This is a genomic window from Roseateles sp., from assembly GCF_047654805.1.
Lineage (GTDB): Bacteria > Pseudomonadota > Gammaproteobacteria > Burkholderiales > Burkholderiaceae_C > Pelomonas.
The window spans coordinates 386,001-403,789 of the sequence record NZ_JASGIV010000001.1 but is presented as its reverse complement, the minus strand read 5'-3'; the positions used below and the strand labels follow the sequence as shown (position 1 = coordinate 403,789).

The 17,789-nt window shown below is 69.1% G+C and carries 14 protein-coding genes; all 14 read left to right on the top strand.

Going from position 1 to position 17,789, the window contains the following annotated elements:
- Nucleotides 1–126: 126 nt before the first annotated feature.
- The 14 genes from QM732_RS01875 to QM732_RS01810 are packed head-to-tail and all read left to right on the top strand — an operon-like array spanning nt 127 to nt 17,789.
- Complete coding sequence (locus QM732_RS01875) at nt 127–2,046, top strand: SLBB domain-containing protein (RefSeq protein ID WP_415654516.1); 1,920 nt, start codon at nt 127–129, stop codon at nt 2,044–2,046.
- Nucleotide 2,047: 1 nt separating this feature from the next.
- Nucleotides 2,048–3,130 (top strand): Wzz/FepE/Etk N-terminal domain-containing protein, encoded by a 1,083-nt coding sequence (locus QM732_RS01870; RefSeq protein ID WP_415654515.1) that lies wholly within the window; start codon nt 2,048–2,050, stop codon nt 3,128–3,130.
- Between the two features lie 26 nt (nt 3,131–3,156).
- On the top strand, nt 3,157–4,596 hold the full coding sequence (locus QM732_RS01865) for a lipopolysaccharide biosynthesis protein (protein WP_415654514.1): 1,440 nt from the start codon (nt 3,157–3,159) through the stop codon (nt 4,594–4,596).
- Between the two features lie 24 nt (nt 4,597–4,620).
- Nucleotides 4,621–5,946 (top strand): O-antigen polymerase, encoded by a 1,326-nt coding sequence (locus tag QM732_RS01860; RefSeq protein ID WP_415654513.1) that lies wholly within the window; start codon nt 4,621–4,623, stop codon nt 5,944–5,946.
- The gene (locus tag QM732_RS01855) at nt 5,946–6,722 is read left to right on the top strand and encodes a GNAT family N-acetyltransferase (protein WP_415654512.1); all 777 of its coding nucleotides are present in this window, start codon (nt 5,946–5,948) and stop codon (nt 6,720–6,722) included. The genes QM732_RS01860 and QM732_RS01855 overlap by 1 nt, the downstream gene beginning before the upstream one ends.
- Nucleotides 6,719–7,861, top strand: coding sequence for a glycosyltransferase (locus QM732_RS01850; RefSeq protein ID WP_415654511.1), 1,143 nt, complete (start codon nt 6,719–6,721; stop codon nt 7,859–7,861). Before QM732_RS01855 ends, QM732_RS01850 begins: the two co-directional genes overlap by 4 nt.
- Nucleotides 7,858–8,595 (top strand): DUF2334 domain-containing protein, encoded by a 738-nt coding sequence (locus QM732_RS01845; protein WP_415654510.1) that lies wholly within the window; start codon nt 7,858–7,860, stop codon nt 8,593–8,595. Before QM732_RS01850 ends, QM732_RS01845 begins: the two co-directional genes overlap by 4 nt.
- A gap of 3 nt (nt 8,596–8,598) precedes the next feature.
- Nucleotides 8,599–10,524 (top strand): asparagine synthase (glutamine-hydrolyzing), encoded by a 1,926-nt coding sequence (gene asnB, locus QM732_RS01840; RefSeq protein ID WP_415654509.1) that lies wholly within the window; start codon nt 8,599–8,601, stop codon nt 10,522–10,524.
- Entirely contained in the window at nt 10,521–12,581 is a 2,061-nt protein-coding gene (locus QM732_RS01835) for a glycosyltransferase (protein ID WP_415654508.1), read from the top strand. The genes asnB and QM732_RS01835 overlap by 4 nt, the downstream gene beginning before the upstream one ends.
- A complete protein-coding gene (locus QM732_RS01830) occupies nt 12,578–13,372 on the top strand; it encodes an FkbM family methyltransferase (protein WP_415654507.1) in 795 nt (264 codons plus the stop codon). The genes QM732_RS01835 and QM732_RS01830 overlap by 4 nt, the downstream gene beginning before the upstream one ends.
- Nucleotides 13,365–14,381, top strand: coding sequence for a hypothetical protein (locus QM732_RS01825; protein WP_415654506.1), 1,017 nt, complete (start codon nt 13,365–13,367; stop codon nt 14,379–14,381). Before QM732_RS01830 ends, QM732_RS01825 begins: the two co-directional genes overlap by 8 nt.
- 5 nt (nt 14,382–14,386) lie before the next feature.
- Nucleotides 14,387–15,619, top strand: a complete 1,233-nt coding sequence (locus tag QM732_RS01820) for an oligosaccharide flippase family protein (protein ID WP_415654505.1) — start codon at nt 14,387–14,389, stop codon at nt 15,617–15,619.
- Nucleotides 15,616–16,755 carry a non-hydrolyzing UDP-N-acetylglucosamine 2-epimerase gene (wecB, locus tag QM732_RS01815; RefSeq protein ID WP_415654504.1) on the top strand — a complete coding sequence of 380 codons (1,140 nt, stop codon included), beginning with the start codon at nt 15,616–15,618 and terminating at the stop codon, nt 16,753–16,755. Before QM732_RS01820 ends, wecB begins: the two co-directional genes overlap by 4 nt.
- Nucleotides 16,752–17,789, top strand: coding sequence for a glycosyltransferase family 4 protein (locus QM732_RS01810; protein ID WP_415654503.1), 1,038 nt, complete (start codon nt 16,752–16,754; stop codon nt 17,787–17,789). The genes wecB and QM732_RS01810 overlap by 4 nt, the downstream gene beginning before the upstream one ends.

Sequence of the window (17,789 nt, the reverse complement as noted above, 5' to 3'; positions counted from 1 at the left end):
CTTCCCAGGACCCATGGCGACCATTGCCCCCAGTTTCGCCACCCAGGTCTCACTATGCACTTTCGCGTTCGCCACACCCTCAGCGCCCGCCTGATCTTTGCTTGGACAGCCCTTTGCCTCGGGCTGATGGGCGCCACCGGATGGGCCTCGGCGGCTGACGGCAACGACCGCAGCAAGACGGACACCACCGACACCCGCGACAGCTCCAGCTCGACGTCGGACATCGATGGCAATGACGGGCTGGTGCAGCTGAAGGGCACGCCTTACATGTCCACCAGCCCGCGGCTCACCGACGAGGACCTGGATCGCCTCATCAAGGCGCGAGCACCCAAACCGTACAAGCCCGGCGAATTCGAGCTCTATGTCAACCGGCTGGTCAGTCCCGTGCATGTGGAACGCTACCTGCAGGCCGCAGCCCAGCCCGCCAACGGTGACGGCAAGCAGCCCGTGGTCGACCTCCCCATCAAGCGGCTCGGTGCCGATTTGATGCTGGACGAAACCGGTTCGATCCGTGGCACGGACACGGCCCGCGAGATTCCGCCTGACTACCGCATCGGCATCGGCGACGAACTGGTGGTGACCCTGTGGGGTGCCGTTGCCGGCGAGATCCGCGTGGCCGTGGACCGCAATGGCCGCATCACGATTCCGCGCGTCGGGCCCGTGCTCGTCGCGGGGGTGCGCTATGCAGACCTGTCCGACATCATCAGCGTGCAGGTCGCCAAGGTCTTCCGCAATTTCAAGGTCAGCGCGTCGCTCGGGCGCCTGCGCTACATCCGCATCTACGTGACGGGTTACACCGCCCAGCCCGGCGCCTATTCGGTCAGCAGCCTGTCCACGGTACTGACCGGTCTCATGCGCGCCGGCGGGCCCTCGGCTGCTGGCAGCTTCCGCAACATCGAACTGCGCCGCCAGGGCCAGACCGTGGCCCGCTTCGACCTCTATTCACTGCTGCTGCAGGGCGACCAGTCCGCAGACCGGCCGCTGCAGGCGAACGACGTGCTCTACATCGGTCCGGTGGGGCCGCAGGTGGCCGTGCTCGGCAGCATCAACAAGCCGTCCGTGCTGGAGATCAAGCCCGGCGAAACGGTGACCGATGCGCTGGCGATGGTGGGCGGCCTCAGCACCGTGGCCGACCGGACGCGGGTGGCAACCGAGCGGCTGACAGAGCGCCTGGGCCGGCGCCTGATCGAGTTCAGCCTGCCCGGGGACGGCAAGCAGCCGCTGGAAAACGGCGATGTGATGCGCGTGTTCAGCAACATCAGCGCGGTGCTGCCGCAGAACAAGCAGTTCAAGCATGTGCGCGTTGACGGCGAGGTCAACCGCCCCGGCGAGTACATCCTGCCGCCCAACGCGACGCTGCAGGACGCGCTGCAAGCCGCCGGCGGGCTGACGGCTGACGCGTATGTCTTCGGCACCGAGTTCACGCGCGAGAGCGTGCGCTTGACCCAGCAGGAGAACTACGACCGCGCGCTGCGCGACCTGGAAACGGAGTTCACCCGCACCACCTCCACGCAGCGCGCCATCAGCGCCGATGAGGCCGCGGCCCAGCAAGCCCGGGCGGCGGGCGTCACTCGCCTGATCGAGCGGATGCGGGCCGTCCGTCCGAACGGCCGCCTCGTGCTGCAGATGAGCCAGAAGAACCCCAGTCTGCCCGTGCTGCGCATCGAGGACGGTGACCGCCTGGCCATTCCCGCCCGTCCCAACACGGTGAGCGTGTTCGGCAGCGTGTTCAACGCCGGTAGCTACCTGTACCGGGATGGCAGCAGCATCGACGACGTGATGAGGCTCGCGGGTGGCGCAACGCGCGGCGCCGACACGGCCAGCACGTTCGTGCTGCGAGCCAACGGCAGCGTCGTCAGCGCACGGCAGGAGTCCGGCTGGTTCAGCGGCAATAGCTTTGCCGCCCTGCCTGCCGTCCCAGGCGACACCGTGTTCGTGCCGGAAGAACTGGACAAGACCACCTTCACGCAATCGATGAAGGAATGGACGCAGATCCTGTACCAGTTCGGCCTGGGCGCCGCCGCCCTGCAAGCGATCCGGAATTGACATGACGACCTACGACGCCCCGACGGAATCCCTGTTCCGTGCCCTCACCCCCCATTGGCGCGGCATTGCTGCGGCGACCTTCGTCGCAGGCGCGCTCGGCGCGGCCGGCAGCTTCCTGATCCCGCCGACCTACACGGCCCGCGCTTCCTTCATCAGCCCGCAGCCCCAGCAAAACAGCATGGCAGCGGCGCTGGCATCGCTGGGGGCGCTGTCGGGTTTGGCCGGTGCCGTGACCGGTGGCGTCAAGAGCCCGGCCGACCAGTACGTCAGCCTGCTGCAGAGCGTCAACCTCTCTGACCGCATCATCGACAAGTTCAAGCTGGTCGACGTCTACGACGTCAAGTTCAAGGCGGATGCCCGCAAGGAACTGGCGGAGAACGCGCGCTTCAGCGTCGGCAAGAAGGACAACATCATCGCCATCGAGGTCGATGACCACGATCCCAAGCGTGCGGCCGAGATGGCCAACACCTATCTGCAGGAACTGCGCGCCCTGTCCGACGGACTGACGCTCACCGAGGCCCAGCAGCGGCGCGTCTTCTTCGAGCAGCAACTCAAGCAGACCCAGGTCGCCCTGAACACCGCACAACAGGCGCTGCAGAAGAGCGGCTTCAATCCGGCCGCGCTGAAGTTCGAACCCAAGGCCACTGGCGAGATGTACGCCAAGCTGCAGGCGCAGTTGGTGGTATCCGAGCTCAAGCTGCAGGCGATGCGCCGCAGCATGAGCGACGACGCCATCGAAGTGCAGCGACAACTCGTCATCGTCAACGGGCTGCGTGACCAACTGTCGCGCCAGGAGCGGCCGGCAAGCAGCCCGTCCGATCAGAACTACGTCTCCACCTACCGCGACTACAAGTACCAGGAAGCGCTGTTCGACATCTTCGCCCGCCAGTACGAACTGGCCAAGGTGGATGAGGCCAAGAACGCCAACCTGTTCCAGGTCATCGACGTGGCCGCTCCGCCCGAACGCAAGAGCAAGCCCAAGCGCAGCGTCATCGCGCTGGGGGCCATGTTCGCGGGGTTCCTGCTCGCCTGCTTCTGGTACCGCCGCAAACACCTGCAGTCGCTCGCCCCGCGCGCCGCATGAGCGGCTAGCGCAGATCGGGTCGTCTCGTGCTGCGACACGCGAGCATCTATTTCCTGTTCCGTGCGGGCAACGGTGTCGTCGCACTGCTGAGCCTGATGCTGCTGACTCGTTGGCTGCCCGCCGAGCAGTACGGGCGCTATGCGCTCGGCATCTCGGGCGCCAACGTGATCGCGGCACTGGGCTTCCAATGGCTGAACGTGTCCGTGGGCCGGTTCCACGGGTCGCGCGGCATCCCGCCCGACAAGCTGTTCGACACCGCACAGCGTTGCGCCGCCGTGATCGGCGCGGCCGTCCTGCTGGGCGCGCTCGCGCTCGCCGCGCTGGGCTGGCCGGCCTCCGACTCGCCCGGCTTCATGCTGACGGTGGCAGCCCTCGGCGTGACGCTCGGCGTGCACGGCATGCACATGCAGTTCCTGAATGCACGCCAAGACGTGCTTCGCTACGGCTGGTTGACCGCATCCCGCGCCTGGCTGGCGCTGGGGCTGGCCCTGGCCGCGGTGTGGAGTGGCGGACTGGCCACCGCCGCATTGGCAGGCACGCTGGCCGGAAGCGCCGTGGCCGTCGCGTTGCTGGGCGCGCGAAAACCCGGCCCGTCCGCCGCGGCACAGCCGCAGCCCGGCATCACGCCCGAACTGCTGCGCTTCGGGTTGCCGCTGTCGCTGACGTATCTGTCCATCGTCATCCTCGACGCCAGCGACCGCTTCATGCTCAATCACTGGCATGGTCCGGCCGCCGTCGCTGCGTACGGTGCGGCCTTCGATCTCGTCCAGCAGATCCTGGGCGCAGCGCTGAACGTGCTCTATCTGGCCGCCTACCCCAAGGTCATTGCCGCCTGGGAGCGCGACGGCAACGATGCAGCAAAAGCCGCACTGGCCCCGCTGCGACAGGCCACGCTGACGCTGGCGCCACTCGGCGCGTTGCTGTTCGCCGGCCTGGCGCCAGACATCTCCCGGCTGATGCTCGGCCCACAGGTCGCCGCCCAGGCCGCCGCCGTCATGCCCGCCATCGCCGTGGCCGTTGCGTTCAGCGGCATGCGGGCATTCTGCTTCGACATCGCCCTGCACCTGCGCCGCGCCACGCGGCTGCACGTCACGACGACCGCGCTGATGGCCGGACTCAACCTGATCCTCAACCTGATCCTGATCCCGCGCTTCGGCGCCTGGGGGGCGGCCGTCGCCTCGGCCGCCGCCTTCGCGCTGGGGGCGGGCCTGAGCCTCTGGTTTGGGCGGGTGGACGGCCTGTTCGACAATGTCTGGGTCGACCTTGCCCGCGCCACCGTCGCAGTGCTCGCGGGCTGGGCCTGCATGCAGGTAACCCGGTCGCAGCTGGCGGCGTTGCCGGCACTGTCCCAAGGCGGGCCGATCGAGACCGCCCTGCCTCATTTGCTGCTGTGCGCCGCCGTTGGCGGCGCGGCCTATCTGGGAACCAGCGAACTCATCCGCGTCGCCCAGCGACGATATCTCTAGCCCCGCGTACCAGGTACTGACGTCATGGTTTACGACTTCGCGCTGCTCTGCGCCCTGATGCTGGCCGGCCTGGCCTATGCGTCGATGCGCATCACCGGGCGCGCCGACAACCCCGCCACGCTGCTGTGCGGCATCTGGGCGGTCATCTTCCCGCTGTACTGGCTTTCCGGCGATCTCTTCTATCCAGTCGACATCTCGACCCTCATCCTGCTGATGCTGGCCCCGGTGGCCTTCTTCATCGGCGCGATGGCCAATACCGGCGTCCGGGCCCAGCCCGCCGCCGTGCCCGAGATCGAAGCGACGAAGCTGGGCAGCGCCGGCCTGCGCATTGGCGTCATCCTCTGGCTGCTGATCCTCCTGGCCTGCCTGCCCGCCTACTTCGCGCACTTCGCTGGCGAAGTGTCGGACGACTCGCAGATCAACTTCATCGCAGCCATCCGGCTCGCGACGCTGCAAAACGAAGGGGAAGTCACCGACTTCAGCCCACTGAAGAACCTGCAGCCCTTCTCCTACGCACTGCCCCTCGTCTCGCTGATCGCCTTCCACGGCCAGAAGGCCAAAGGCACGTTCATCACGCTGGTGGCCATGATCCTGGCCATCTGCTACGGGCTGCTGACCGGCTCGAAATCTGTGGTTCCCAGTCTCGCGGTCTCCTTCTGCATCGTCCTGGTCGCCAAGAACAACGGGCGGCTGCGCGGCTCTGGAACGCTGCCCATCATGGCAGCCGGCATCGTCGGCTTCCTCGCCCTGATCCGCTACGTCAACTACACCTTCGCTGAGGATGCGAACGAATGGGACCTCTGGGTCGCGGCGATCCAGGGCATCACGTCGTATCTCTGCGCCCCCATCGCGGGCCTGAACCTCTATCTGAACAGCCCCGAGACCTACGACCTCAGTCCGCAGCACCTTGCGCGCCCGTTCTACTACATCGCCAACTCGGTGCTGCATCTCGTCGGCCGGGCGCCGTTGATGGAGCTGCCGTCCATGCACCTGAAGTTCTACAACCCTGGCGCTGGGTTCCGGGGCCTTGACTACAACACCTACACGTATCTTGGCTCTTACATCGAGTCGACCAACCAGTACCTCTTCCTCATCTTTCCCTTCGGGCTGAGTCTCCTGCTGGCGCGCCTGCACCGCCTGGCCACGCCCCGCAACATCTTCGCGCTGCTGCTGTACGCCTACGTTGCCAGAGCCCTTGCGCTGTCCTTCGGCGGCGAGATGCTGATCATGGACATCGCCAACATCATCAAGTTCGCAGTCGTCCTGTGGGTCATGGTCTCGCTGACGCCAAGGCTCGTCGACAAGGCACGGACCTGGTTCCGGCTGCCCCGTGCCACGACGCCCGCCTGATGCCCAGCAGCCCCCTATACATCGATCGCAGCCGCTTCGGCCTGCGCCTGCGCGACCTGTTCTTCGCCGATGGCCGGGGCCTGCCCTCCTCGGGCATCGACCTGATCCACGCCGTCCAGTCACCCACGCCGGGCGACGGCGCGACTGACTTCTACACATCGCTCATCGACCTGGGCCGTGACGAGGCCCAGCTCCTGGACGGCATCAGCAAGGGATTTCGCTACGAGATCCGTCGCGCCGCCGACAAGGATGGCCTGCTCACGCAATTCAGCGCCGCGCTCGACGCACAGGCGCTCGCTCGCTTCGCCGACCACTACGACGCCTTCGCTGCCGGCAAGGGAATCGCGCCGGCCAATCGCGCCAAGCTCTCCGCGCTCGCCGCCCGCCAGGCCCTGGTGCTGGCCACTGTCGACGACCCCGACGGGCGCTGGCTGTCGGCCCACCTCTACCTCGTCGACGGGCGGCGCGCCCGCCTCTACCACTCAGCCAGCTCGGCGGCCGATGGCACCGAGCGCCAGCGCATCGGCCGGGCCAACAAGCTGCTTCACTGGCATGCCTTGCTGCACTTCAAGGCGGCGGGGCTGGCAACCTACGACATGGGCGGCATCTCGATGGGCGAGGCGCTGAAGGCCATCGACGACTTCAAGCAGGCCTTCGGCGGCGAGTTGACCCGCGAGTACAACTGCCTGTTACCCGTCAGCTGGAAGGGCCGGCTGGCCCTGCGCCTGCTGCGCCTGGCGCAGGCGGCACGACGCTGGCGCAGCGCCTCGCGATGAGCCCGCCCCGCCCACTCGTGCACGTCGTCGCCGGTCTCGGCGCGGGCGGCGCCGAGACCTTCCTGCTGCGACTGCTTGGTGCCGACCAGCGGTTGCGCGACGCCTCGCGCATCGTCTCGATCCGGCCGCTCGACGCTCTGTCCGGCCAGTTCGAGGCCCTGGGCGTGCCGGTGCTCAAGCTGCCGCTGGCTGCCGATCTGAGCCTACCCGGCCATCTGCTGGCACTGCGCCGCGTGCTCGCCAGCAAGGACACCCGCGTAATCCAGAGCTGGCTCTACCTGTCCGACACGCTGGCCGCGCTGCTGGGCGCCGGCAAGCCCGTCATCTGGGGCATTCGCAGCAGCCACGGCGCGCGCGGCAAACGGCTGACCGGCCTGCTGGCTCGTCGCGTCAACCCCTGGCTGTCTTCACGCGTGCCAGCCGCCATCGTCTGCTGTGGCCAACAGGCGCTGGATGCCCATCGCGCGCTGGGCTACGCGCCCGGGCGACTGCGCCTGATACCCAACGGCTACGACGTCAAGCGCTTCCAGCCCGACCCGGCCGCTGGCGCCGCACTGCGTGCTGAACTGGGGCTGGCGCCCGACGCCTTCGTCGTCGGCATGGCGGCACGCACCGACATCTACAAGGACCATGACACGCTACTGCAGGCCGCGGCCCTGGCCCGCCGGCGCATTCCCAGCTTGCACGTCCTGCTGTGCGGCAAGGGCACGGACGAGGCCGGCATCGCGGCGCTGATCCACCACCACGGCCTCGCTGGCGCCTGCCACCCGCTGGGCCTGCAGAGCGACATGCGCCGGTTCTACGCTGCTCTCGACGTGCATGTGCTCTCCAGCCGTTCCGAGGGTTTCCCCAACGTCGTCGCCGAAGCAACGCTCTATGGCTGCGGCAGCCTGTCCACCGACGTCGGCGAGGCCCGCGCGCTGCTCGCCGACGGGGCATCCCTGATTCCGCCTGGCGATGCCTCGACAATGTGCGACCGCATCCTCGCCTTCCAGGCCCTGCCGCCAGAGGGCAGGGCGCAACAGATCGCCGCCAACCGCAGCGTCGTCGCAAGCCAATTCGACATGAATCGCATCGCCCAGCTCTACCGGGCCACCTATGAAGCTTTCGCCCCCGGCCTGCTGGGAGGGCGACCTTGAGCCGCTTCGTCATCCGCTTCGACGACGTCTGCCCGGGCATGGCCTGGGCACGCTTCCAGCCCTTTCTGGACTTCTTTGAACGCCACCCCCAGGTCAAGCCGCTGCTTGGCATCGTGCCGGACAACCGAGACCCCAAGCTCGATGTGGCTCCGCGGCGCGCAAACTTCTGGGACCTGGCGCGGCAATGGCATGCGCGCGGCTGGACCCTGGCCCAGCACGGCACGACGCACGAGTACAGCCTGCCCGGCGGCGGTCTGCTGGGGGTTGGCACCAAGAGCGAATTCGCGGGCCTGCCGCTGGACACGCAGAGGGAGAGGCTGGCACGCGGCCAGGCCATCCTGAAGCGCGAGGGCGTCTGGCAGCCCTGCTTCATGGCGCCGTCGCACAGCTTCGACCATGACACGTTGAGGGCGTTGCGCGGGCTGGGTTTCGAGGCGGTCACCGACGGCTACGGCCTCTACCCCTACGAGCTAGAAGGCATCACCCTGGTTCCCCAGCTGTTCAGCACGCCCATCCATCTCGGCTTCGGCATCTACACGCTGTGCCTGCACGTCAACTCGATGAGCGACGCCCGGCTCGCCGCCACGTTGCGATTCATGACGCACAACGCCAGCCGCCTCATCGACTTCGACGAGGCCCGTCGCGCCCGCGCACCACGCCTGCTCGCGCCCGCGGCCCGTGCCGTGAGCAGCTCGGCGTTGCGCGCCCTGCGCCAAGTGCGGCGGGGAGGCTGAAGCATGTGCGGCATTGCAGGCGACTGGGACTTCCAGGCCCGGCGCAGTGAAGGCGACACACTGCAGCGGCTGCGGCAGATGGCTGACGCCATTGCCCATCGCGGCCCCGACGGCGACGGCTTCTGGTGCGACCCGGCGCATGGCATCGGCTTCGCGCATCGGCGCCTCGCCATCGTCGACCTCTCGCCGGCAGGGGCACAGCCCATGGCCTCCGTCTCGGGCCGCTACACGCTCGTCTTCAACGGCGAGATCTACAACCATGCGGCGTTGCGCCGCGCCGTGGACGGCATCCAGCCGATGGCCTGGCGCGGGCATTCGGACACCGAGGTCCTGCTCGCCGCCATCGAATGCTGGGGACTTGAAGGCGCTCTGCAACGCAGCGTCGGCATGTTCGCCATTGCGCTGTGGGATGCACGTGACGAGGTGCTCTACCTGGTCCGCGACCGCGCCGGCGAGAAGCCGCTGTACTACACCCAAGGCGCCGCGGGCCTGGCCTTCGCGTCCGAGTTGCCGGCACTGCGCGCCAGCACCCGCTTGCCCGGCCAGGTGGACGTGCAGGCGCTGGCCAGCCTGCTGCGCAACGGCTACATCGCCGACGGCCTCAGCATCGAAGCCGGCGCACGCCAGGTGCCACCGGGCCAATGGCTGCGCGTCGCGCGCGACGGTAGCCTGAGCACCCACACCTACTGGTCTCCGCCTGCTTCAGCCCCGTCCAATGACGCAAGCGACGCCGAGCTGCTCGACACGCTGGAGCAACTGCTCGAAGACGCCATCGGTCTGCAGCAGATGGCCGACGTACCGGTCGGCGCCTTCTTGTCAGGCGGCATCGATTCGTCGCTGATCGCGGCCATCGGCCAGAAGCTCTCCAACGGCCGCCTGCGGACCTTCACGATCGGCTTCGACGAGGCCGCCTACGACGAAGCCCCTCACGCTGCTGCGGTAGCCCGGCACCTCGGCACCGAGCACAGCTCGGTGCAGGTCAGCGGCCGCGACGCCCTCGACCTCGTGCCACGCCTGGCCACGCTTTACGGCGAGCCCTTCGCCGATCCCTCGGCGCTCCCGACCGCGTTGCTGATGCGTGCCGCCCGCCAGCAGGTGACGGTCGCGCTCTCCGGTGACGCCGGCGACGAGCTCTTTGCCGGCTATGCCCGCTACCTCCAGTATCCGAGCAGCTTCGCGACCACACGCCGCCTGCCCGGACCGCTGCGCCGTGCCCTGCCCGGCCTGCTGGGCCACGGCCGCGGCCCGCTGCTCGACCGCCTCGGACGCGGCCTCGGGCGCCCCCAGCTGGGCGACCGCCTGCACAAGGCACTGCCGCTGCTTGGCGCGGAGAGCTTCCCCCAGTTCGCGCAGACGTTCGCGTCGCTGTGGCGCGACCCGGCCGAACTGCTGCTCCCGTCGCTCGCACCGCTGGCACCAGGCTATGCCTGCATGGCCGACCACGGAACCGCCCTCGGTCGTGCCGATGCGATGAGCCGGCATGATGTCCTCGACTACCTGCCACAGGACATCCTCGTCAAGGTGGACCGCGCAGCCATGGCCGTGAGCCTGGAGACGCGCACGCCGCTGCTCGACCATCGCATCATCGAGTTCGCGCTTCGCCTGCCCATCGAGCGCAAGCTGCGTGCAGGCCAAGGCGGGCTGCGGGGCAAATGGCCACTGCGCGCGCTGCTGTCGCGCCATGTGCCGGACGAGATCATCAATCGCCCCAAGCAAGGCTTCACCGCCCCCATCGGGCCGTGGCTGCGCGGCGAGCTGAAGTCCTGGGCCGAGGGGCTGCTGTTCGACCGCCGGACCGAAGAACTCGGCCTGTTCCGCGGCACCGTGCTGCGCGAGCACTGGCAGCAGCACCAGAGCGGACGGCGCGACTGGTCGCGCAAGCTCTGGCCGGTGCTGATGTTCCTGCAGTGGCAGGCGGGGCGGCCATGAAGATCGCCATCATCGCCAACTCGGCCTGGTACCTGCACAACTTCCGGCTCAATCTCGCCCAGGAATTGCAGCAGGCGGGCCACCAGGTGCTGTTCATCAGCCCGATGGACGCTTATGTGGAGAAGCTGCAGGCCGCGGGGTTCGAGCATCTGAACTGGGCTGTCGCCAGCGCCGGCATGAACCCGCTCGCCGAGCTGGGCTCCGTCTGGCGCCTGCGCAAGCTGCTGATGCACAGGCAGATCGATGCGCTGCTCGCCTACACGCCCAAGGCAAACATCTACAGCGGCCTGGCGCTGTGGGGCCAGAACACCGTCTTCCTGCCCAACATCTCCGGACTGGGACGCGCATTCATCCGCCCTTCGGCGATCACGCTGCTCGTCGTCCAGCTCTATCGCCTGGCATTGAGGCAGGCGCAACGCGTCATCTTCCAGAACATGGACGACCTGGGCGTGTTCACCGCTCGTGGCGTGATCACGCGCGGCCGTGCCGTTCGTGTACCAGGCTCCGGCGTGGACCTGCGGCGTTTCACGCCGTCCGGACACCTGCCCGGCCCGGGGCCCCAGACGCACTTCCTGTTCGTCGGCCGCTTGCTCAAGGACAAGGGTGTCGTCGAGTTCGCCGAGGCCGCCCGGCTGCTGAAGCGCGAGTTCCCTGACCTGCGCTTCACACTGCTGGGCTCGTCCACCTCGGACAACCCCACCGCCGTCAGCGCCGCGCAACTGCGCGAATGGAAGGCCGCCGGCCTCGTCGAGCATCAGGAGCACCTGGACGACGTGCGTCCGCTGCTCGACGCCGCCGACTGCGTAGTGCTGCCCTCCTATCGCGAAGGCGTGCCACGCAGCCTGCTCGAAGCCGCCGCGATGGCCAAGCCGCTGGTGACGACCGATGCCCCCGGCTGCCGCGACACCGTGGTCGACGGCGACAACGGCTATCTGTGCCAGCCGCGCTCGGCGGAGTCGCTCGCGCAGGCGATGCGACGCTTCATCATGCTCGACGCGGACCAACGGCGATCGATGGGCCTGCGCAGCCGCGCGCTGGCCGAGGCCGTCTTCGACGAGCGCCTCGTCATCAACCAATACCTGCGCCTGCTCAGCCACCCCACGCCGCCGGTCGCGATGCCGGGGGCCGGCATCGCTGCACCGGTGCTGCACCCGGTCGAAGGCCTGCCCACCGTGCACGTGCTGCTGGCAGCGTATTGCGGCGAGACCTGGCTGGACGACCAGCTTGACACCTTGCTCAGCCAGCAAGGTGTCAACCTCACCGTCACCGCCGGCGATGATGCGTCCAGCGACGGCACGCTGCAGGCCTTGCGTCGTCGCGCTGCAACCGACCCGCGCATCACCGTCACCGCCAGCGACAAGCGGCTGGGCTCGGCGGCCGCCCACTTCTATCACCTGCTCAAGCAGGCACGGCACAGCACCGCGGACTACATTGCGCTGGCAGACCAGGACGACGTCTGGGAACCCAACAAGCTGGCCCGGCACATTGCGCTGGCGCGCAGCCAGGGCGCGGCAGGCGTGTCCTCCGACGTCATCGCGTTCTGGCCCAACGGGCGCAGCAAGTACATCCGCAAGTCCCACCCCCAGCGGCGCTGGGACCATCTTCTCGAGCCCCCGGGGCCAGGTTGCACCTTCCTGATGACGCGCGCCCTGGCCCAGGAATGCGCGGACTGGATCGAGCAGCTGGAGCGCAGCGGCGTCGGGCCTCTGCCCAAGCACGACTGGTTCATCTACCTCGTCGCGCGCTCCAGCGGCTACCGTTGGCACGTCGAGAACGCCAGCAGCATGTTCTATCGCCAGCACCCGCACAACGAGGTGGGCGCCAACGCCGGCCCCAAGGCCGTGTTGCTGCGCCTGCACGAGCTGCTGCGTGGCGGCTACCACCAGCAGATCCGGCATGCGATCCGCGTCTCGCGCATCGTCGCCCAGCAGCGCAAGCAACCCCAGCCGCCCGCCCACCTGAGCGCACTGCAGCTGCTGCGCCACGGCCGACGCCGCCGGCACGAGGCGCTGATCCTGGCGCTGTTCTCCCCGTTTGGCATCCGCGCAGACTCATGACGACGACGCCCACTCCGGACGACCGCCCGGCGCTCTGGCGCCGCGCGTTGCGACGGCTGCGCCACGCGCTGGACTACCGGTGCCTGCACTGGCCGCGGCTCGGCGAGCATCAGCAGGCTGACTACCTGCGCCGTCTGTTCGAGCTGCTGCAGGTCGACCTCGTCATCGACGTCGGCGCCAACCGCGGACAGTACGCCGACTTCATCCGGCGGCGCGTCGGCTACCGCGGCGCGATGATCAGCTTCGAGCCCATCCCCTCGCTGGCCCGGGAGCTGGCGCGCGCCGCCGAACGCGACCCGCACTGGACCGTCCACGCCACCGCGCTGGGCGCACGGGCGCAGACTCGGCCCTTCCATGTTGCTCAGAGCTCGCCGATGAGTTCGCTGCTGACGCCAAGCACTCAGGCTACGTCGCGGCTCGCTGCCTTCAACACCGTGCAGCAGACGCTGGATGTCCGCGTCGAGACGCTGGACGCCGTTCTGGCCGCCACCCCGCACTTTCGCAACATCTACCTCAAGCTCGATGTGCAGGGCTATGAACGCGAAGTCCTGAACGGCGCGCTGGCCAGCCTGCCGCGCGTCGCGGCGATGCAGGCCGAACTCAGCGTCGTGCCGCTGTACGAGGACCAACCCCACTACCTCGATCTTCTGGCCCATGTCGAATCGCTGGGTTATCTGCCTTCGCTGATCCCGGCCCACAACCCCGAGCACTTCCCGCTGCTGATCGACTTCGATTGCCACTTCGTGCGCCGCGAGCGGCTCGCGGATCTGGGTGGGTTGAACCGTGCCTGACGTCCATCTCTTTGCGCCGCCGGACCAGCTCAACGACGCGACGCGCCACTACCTCGCCAGCGTGGCCGATGCGCTTGGCGAACTGGGCCACCGGCTGACGCACACACCCGACCTGGCCGCCATTCCGTCCAGGGCCAACGTGCTGTCCATCGAGTGCAAGAGCGCCGCCCGGCTCAGCCTGCACCGCCCGCGGGCGCGGCTCTGGCAATGGCTGCAGGGGCTGTATCCGGAGGAGGCCGGCTGGCAGTTCGACAGCCGCCTGCGCGAGTTCGCCTGGAACCGCCTGGAGCCCTGGACGCTACGGCGTAGCCAGGGTGCGCTGATGGTTTCCCGGGCCATGCAGCAGCACTTCGCCGCGAAGTACCCGCACCTGAGGCTGGCCAGCACCGTCATGCCCTGCGCCAACGCCACGCTGACCCCAGCGGCCTTTCGCGCGCCGGGCAAGTACGACCGGCCGACCTTCGTCTATGCCGGCAGCCTGCACCGATGGCAGTGCATTGACGCCACGCTCGCGGCCTTCGCCGCCATCCATCGCCAGCGGCCCGACGCCACGCTGACGCTGCTGACCGCAGAGCGCGAGCAGGCCGGCGCCCGGTTGCGCCAACTGGGCGTACCGGCCACGACGGTGGCCTACGTGCCCCTGGCCGAATTGCCTCAGGCCCTGGCCGCCTTCAAGTACGGATTCGTGCTGCGAGAGGATCACATCGTCAACCGCGTTGCCACGCCCACCAAGGTGTCCAGCTACATGGCTGCCGGCGTCATCCCGGTGATGACCCGCGCCGCACAGGACTTCGCACAGCACCTCGCGCCGGCCACGCCCATCGTCTGGCTGGACAGGCTCGACGCCGAGCACGTCAGCCAGCGCGTGCTCGCCCAGGAGGAACGCCCCCTCGACGCCGAGGCCGTGCTGGCCAGCTACAGCGCCGTGTTTGGTCGCTACTTCGACCACGCCGCCTACCGGCCCGCGCTGTGCGACTTCTTCCGGAACACGGGCCTCGCGGCCCCATGACCGCCATGTGGCGCGAGATCCTGTCCCGCTCGGCCTGGCTATCCGCCGGCAGCCTCGTCGGCCGCGTGGCGCCCTACGCCGTCCTGATCTTGCTCGGGCGCCGCCTCGACGCCGCCGCCTTCGCCTCGTTGTCCATCGCCTTCGTCTGGGCCTCGGTCGCCGCCAGCCTGGCCACCGCGGCGCTGGGCACGGTCACCACGCAAAGGCTGGCTGCCGATGCCGGGCCCGCACGGCGCGCACTGGCGTTGCGCGCGCTGCGCCACGGCACGGCATGGGCCGGCGTGCTCGCCGCGGCCGTCGCCGCCATCGGTGCGCCGACCGCCAGCCGCGCCTTCGGCCATCACCTCGACCCCGCCGCCTTCTGGCCCGCGCTGGCGCATGGCCTGGCGTGGTCGCTGACACTGCTGATCGCCGCCATGCTCAACGGGCTGCATGCGGTGCGGCACTCGGCCCTGCTCGTGGGTGTGGGGGGGCTGGGCCAGGCCATGGGCATGGGTCTCGGCTTCGTGGCCGGACCGGGTCTCGAAGCCGCGCTGTGGGGACTGGTGCTCGGCAGTACCGCATCGCTTGCGCTGGGGCTGGCCCTGCTGCGCCATGCCTTGCCACCGCCCGCGCAGCGGCCCGGTCATGCCGGCACGACGCCACGCGCCAGTCTGGACGTGCTCTGGAGCACCCTCGCCAACGCCGCGGTCACGCCTGTTGCATTCGCTGCAGCGGCACTGGTCACCCGGCATGGCGCGCCGCCCAGCGATCTCGCCCAGTTCCAGGCGCTGGAACAGATCCATCAGCTGCTCCTCTACGTCCCTGGCCTGGTCGGCCAGGCACTGCTGCCACTGCTGGCTGCACATGACCGGGGCGCACAAGCACAGCGCGCGCTAAGGCCATGGGTCTACCGCAGTGCCGCAGCGGGGCTGCTGGTTGCGGCCTTGATGGGCTGGCGCCCCGAATGGCTGCTGCAGCTCATCGGCAACCCGGCACTGACCGATGCCTGGGCCACGCGCTGGATGCTGTGCAGCGCCGGCATGGCGCTGGCCTTGAGCCTGCTCAACAACGAGTTGCTGGCGCGCAGGCTCTATGCTCCGGCCGCCCTGCTCAGCCTGCTGTGGGCGGCCATGTTCCTCGGGCTGGGCTGCTGGCTCGGCGGCGTGGCCGGCATGCAGGCGGGCCGGCTGATCGCCTCGCTGCTGCTGTTTGCCGCCGTCTGCGCCCTCACCTCGCGCCTGCCACGCCCCACATGACCCGCCTTCGCATCCTCACCGTCGTTGGCACCCGGCCCGAGGCCATCAAGCTCGCGCCCGTGATCCAGCGCCTTCGCGCCCACCCGGACGTCGATCACCTGCTGTGCGCCACCGGCCAGCACCAGCATATGCTGGCCCAGGCGCTGCAGGCTTTCGGACTGGCGCCCGACGAGAACCTGGCGCTGATGCAGGAGCAGCCCGACCTGAACCAGCTCACCGCCGGCACGCTGACCGGCATCGGCCAGCTCATCCGCACCGCGCAGCCGGACCGCATCGTCGTGCAGGGCGACACGGCCACGGCCTTCGCCGCCGGCCTGGCTGCCTTCCATGCGCTGGTGCCGCTGGCGCATGTCGAAGCCGGCCTGCGCACCGGCCAACGTCACTCGCCCTGGCCCGAAGAGGTCTACCGCCGCACCCTCTCGCTGCTGGCCGACCTGCATTTCGCGCCCACGCCGTGGGCCGCGGCCCAACTGCGTCGCGAGGGCATCGCCGACGCGACCATCCACGTCACCGGCAACACCGTCATCGACGCGCTGCAGGCCGTCTGCCGCCGGCCCGACCTGGACGCCGTTCTCGCTCAGGCCCTCGGTCCCGGCCTCTGCGCCGAACTGGCGCAGGGGCGACGCCTCATCCTCGTCACCGGCCATCGGCGCGAGAACCTCGATCAGGGACTGGCCGCGACCTGCACGGCGCTGCGCCAGCTGGCCGCGCGCGGCGATGTGGACATCGTCTTCCCCGTCCACCTCAACCCGCGCGTGCGCGAGACCGTCGCCTCGCTGCTGGCCGACACGCCCCGCGTCCACCTCATCGAACCACTGGACTACCTCGGCTTCGTCGCGCTGATGCGGCGCTGCCATCACATCATCACGGACAGCGGTGGCATCCAGGAAGAAGCCCCCGGCCTCGGCAAGCCCGTGCTCGTGACCCGCGACACCACGGAGCGCCCCGAAGCCCTCGAGGCTGGCACAGCACTGCTCATCGGCCAGCAGGCCGAGCCCCTCGCAGCCGCAAGCAACCGGCTGCTCGACGACCCGGCCGCCTACGCGGCCATGGCCGAGGCCCGCCACCCCTTCGGCGACGGCCGCGCCAGCGAGCGCATCGTCGCGGCCCTGCTGCAGGCCCACGCCCGCCGATGACGCCCAACTACACGCTCATCACCCCACGGCTGGACATGACGGGGCCCTGCAACGTCGCCGCCGAGCTCGCGCAGGCCGCGCTGGCGAAGGGATGGCAGGTGCGCTGGCTTTACCTCTCGCCCGGACCTGGCCGCCCCGACCTCGCCGGGCTGCACGAGGTGCGGCGCTTTCGCATCGGCGATCTCTGGCGCCTGCAGGGCCTGGTCCATACCCATTGCCTGCGCCCAGACTTGCTCGGCGCCATGCTGGCCGGCTCGCGCCAGCGCACCGTCATCACGACAGCCCACAACAATTTCCTCGCCGATCTGCGCCATGGCTACGCCGGCTGGAAGGTCGGGATCGCGTGGGCACTCTGGCGTCGCGCGGTCGCGCGGCTGGACCGGCGCTTTTGCGTCTCCCGTGCCAGCCAGCGACATTACGCGCGCCTGGCGCCCGAGCTGAGTTTCGACGTGGCCTACAACTTTCGCGCTCCGGTACCTCCCGGCCCACTGCCCGCCACCGTCCAGGACTGGATCACCGCGCAGCGCGCCGCCGGGCGTACGTTGCTGGCCTATGTCGGCAACCTTTCTGCGCTGAAGAACGTCGCTGCGCTGCTGCCGGCCGTGAGCTCGGCTCCCGAACTGGCGCTGGTCCTCTGTGGCGACGGTCCGCTGCGTGCCGAGCTGGAGTCCTGCGCGCGCGCCTTCGGCGATCGCATCTGCTTCGCCGGCCATGTCACCCAACCCGCCCCCATCCTCGAGCAGGTCGATGCGCTGGTGCTGCCCTCGCTGACCGAGGGCCTGCCGCTGGTCGTCGTCGAAGCGCTGCGCGCCGGCTGCCCCAGCCTGCTGTCCAGCATCGCCGTGCATCGTGAACTCGCGGTGCTGGGTGCCGGCCTGACCTTCGAGCATCGCCGCTTCTCCGACTTCCACACGCAGCTGAGTGCGCTGCTCGCCCGCGCCACACCCGAGCATCGGGCCGGATTGAGGCGGCTATGGGAAAATCGCTTTTCGCCTGCGGCCGGCTTTGCGCCCTACGCCGCACTCGCCTGCTGA

Coding starts and splice junctions, on each gene's coding strand:
- QM732_RS01875 (WP_415654516.1), top strand. CDS start 127: ATGGGCGCCACCGGATGGGCCTCGGCGGCTGACGGCAACGACCGCAGC.
- QM732_RS01870 (WP_415654515.1), top strand. CDS start 2,048: ATGACGACCTACGACGCCCCGACGGAATCCCTGTTCCGTGCCCTCACC.
- QM732_RS01860 (WP_415654513.1), top strand. CDS start 4,621: ATGGTTTACGACTTCGCGCTGCTCTGCGCCCTGATGCTGGCCGGCCTG.
- QM732_RS01855 (WP_415654512.1), top strand. CDS start 5,946: ATGCCCAGCAGCCCCCTATACATCGATCGCAGCCGCTTCGGCCTGCGC.
- QM732_RS01850 (WP_415654511.1), top strand. CDS start 6,719: ATGAGCCCGCCCCGCCCACTCGTGCACGTCGTCGCCGGTCTCGGCGCG.
- asnB (WP_415654509.1), top strand. CDS start 8,599: ATGTGCGGCATTGCAGGCGACTGGGACTTCCAGGCCCGGCGCAGTGAA.
- QM732_RS01835 (WP_415654508.1), top strand. CDS start 10,521: ATGAAGATCGCCATCATCGCCAACTCGGCCTGGTACCTGCACAACTTC.
- QM732_RS01830 (WP_415654507.1), top strand. CDS start 12,578: ATGACGACGACGCCCACTCCGGACGACCGCCCGGCGCTCTGGCGCCGC.
- QM732_RS01820 (WP_415654505.1), top strand. CDS start 14,387: ATGTGGCGCGAGATCCTGTCCCGCTCGGCCTGGCTATCCGCCGGCAGC.
- wecB (WP_415654504.1), top strand. CDS start 15,616: ATGACCCGCCTTCGCATCCTCACCGTCGTTGGCACCCGGCCCGAGGCC.
- QM732_RS01810 (WP_415654503.1), top strand. CDS start 16,752: ATGACGCCCAACTACACGCTCATCACCCCACGGCTGGACATGACGGGG.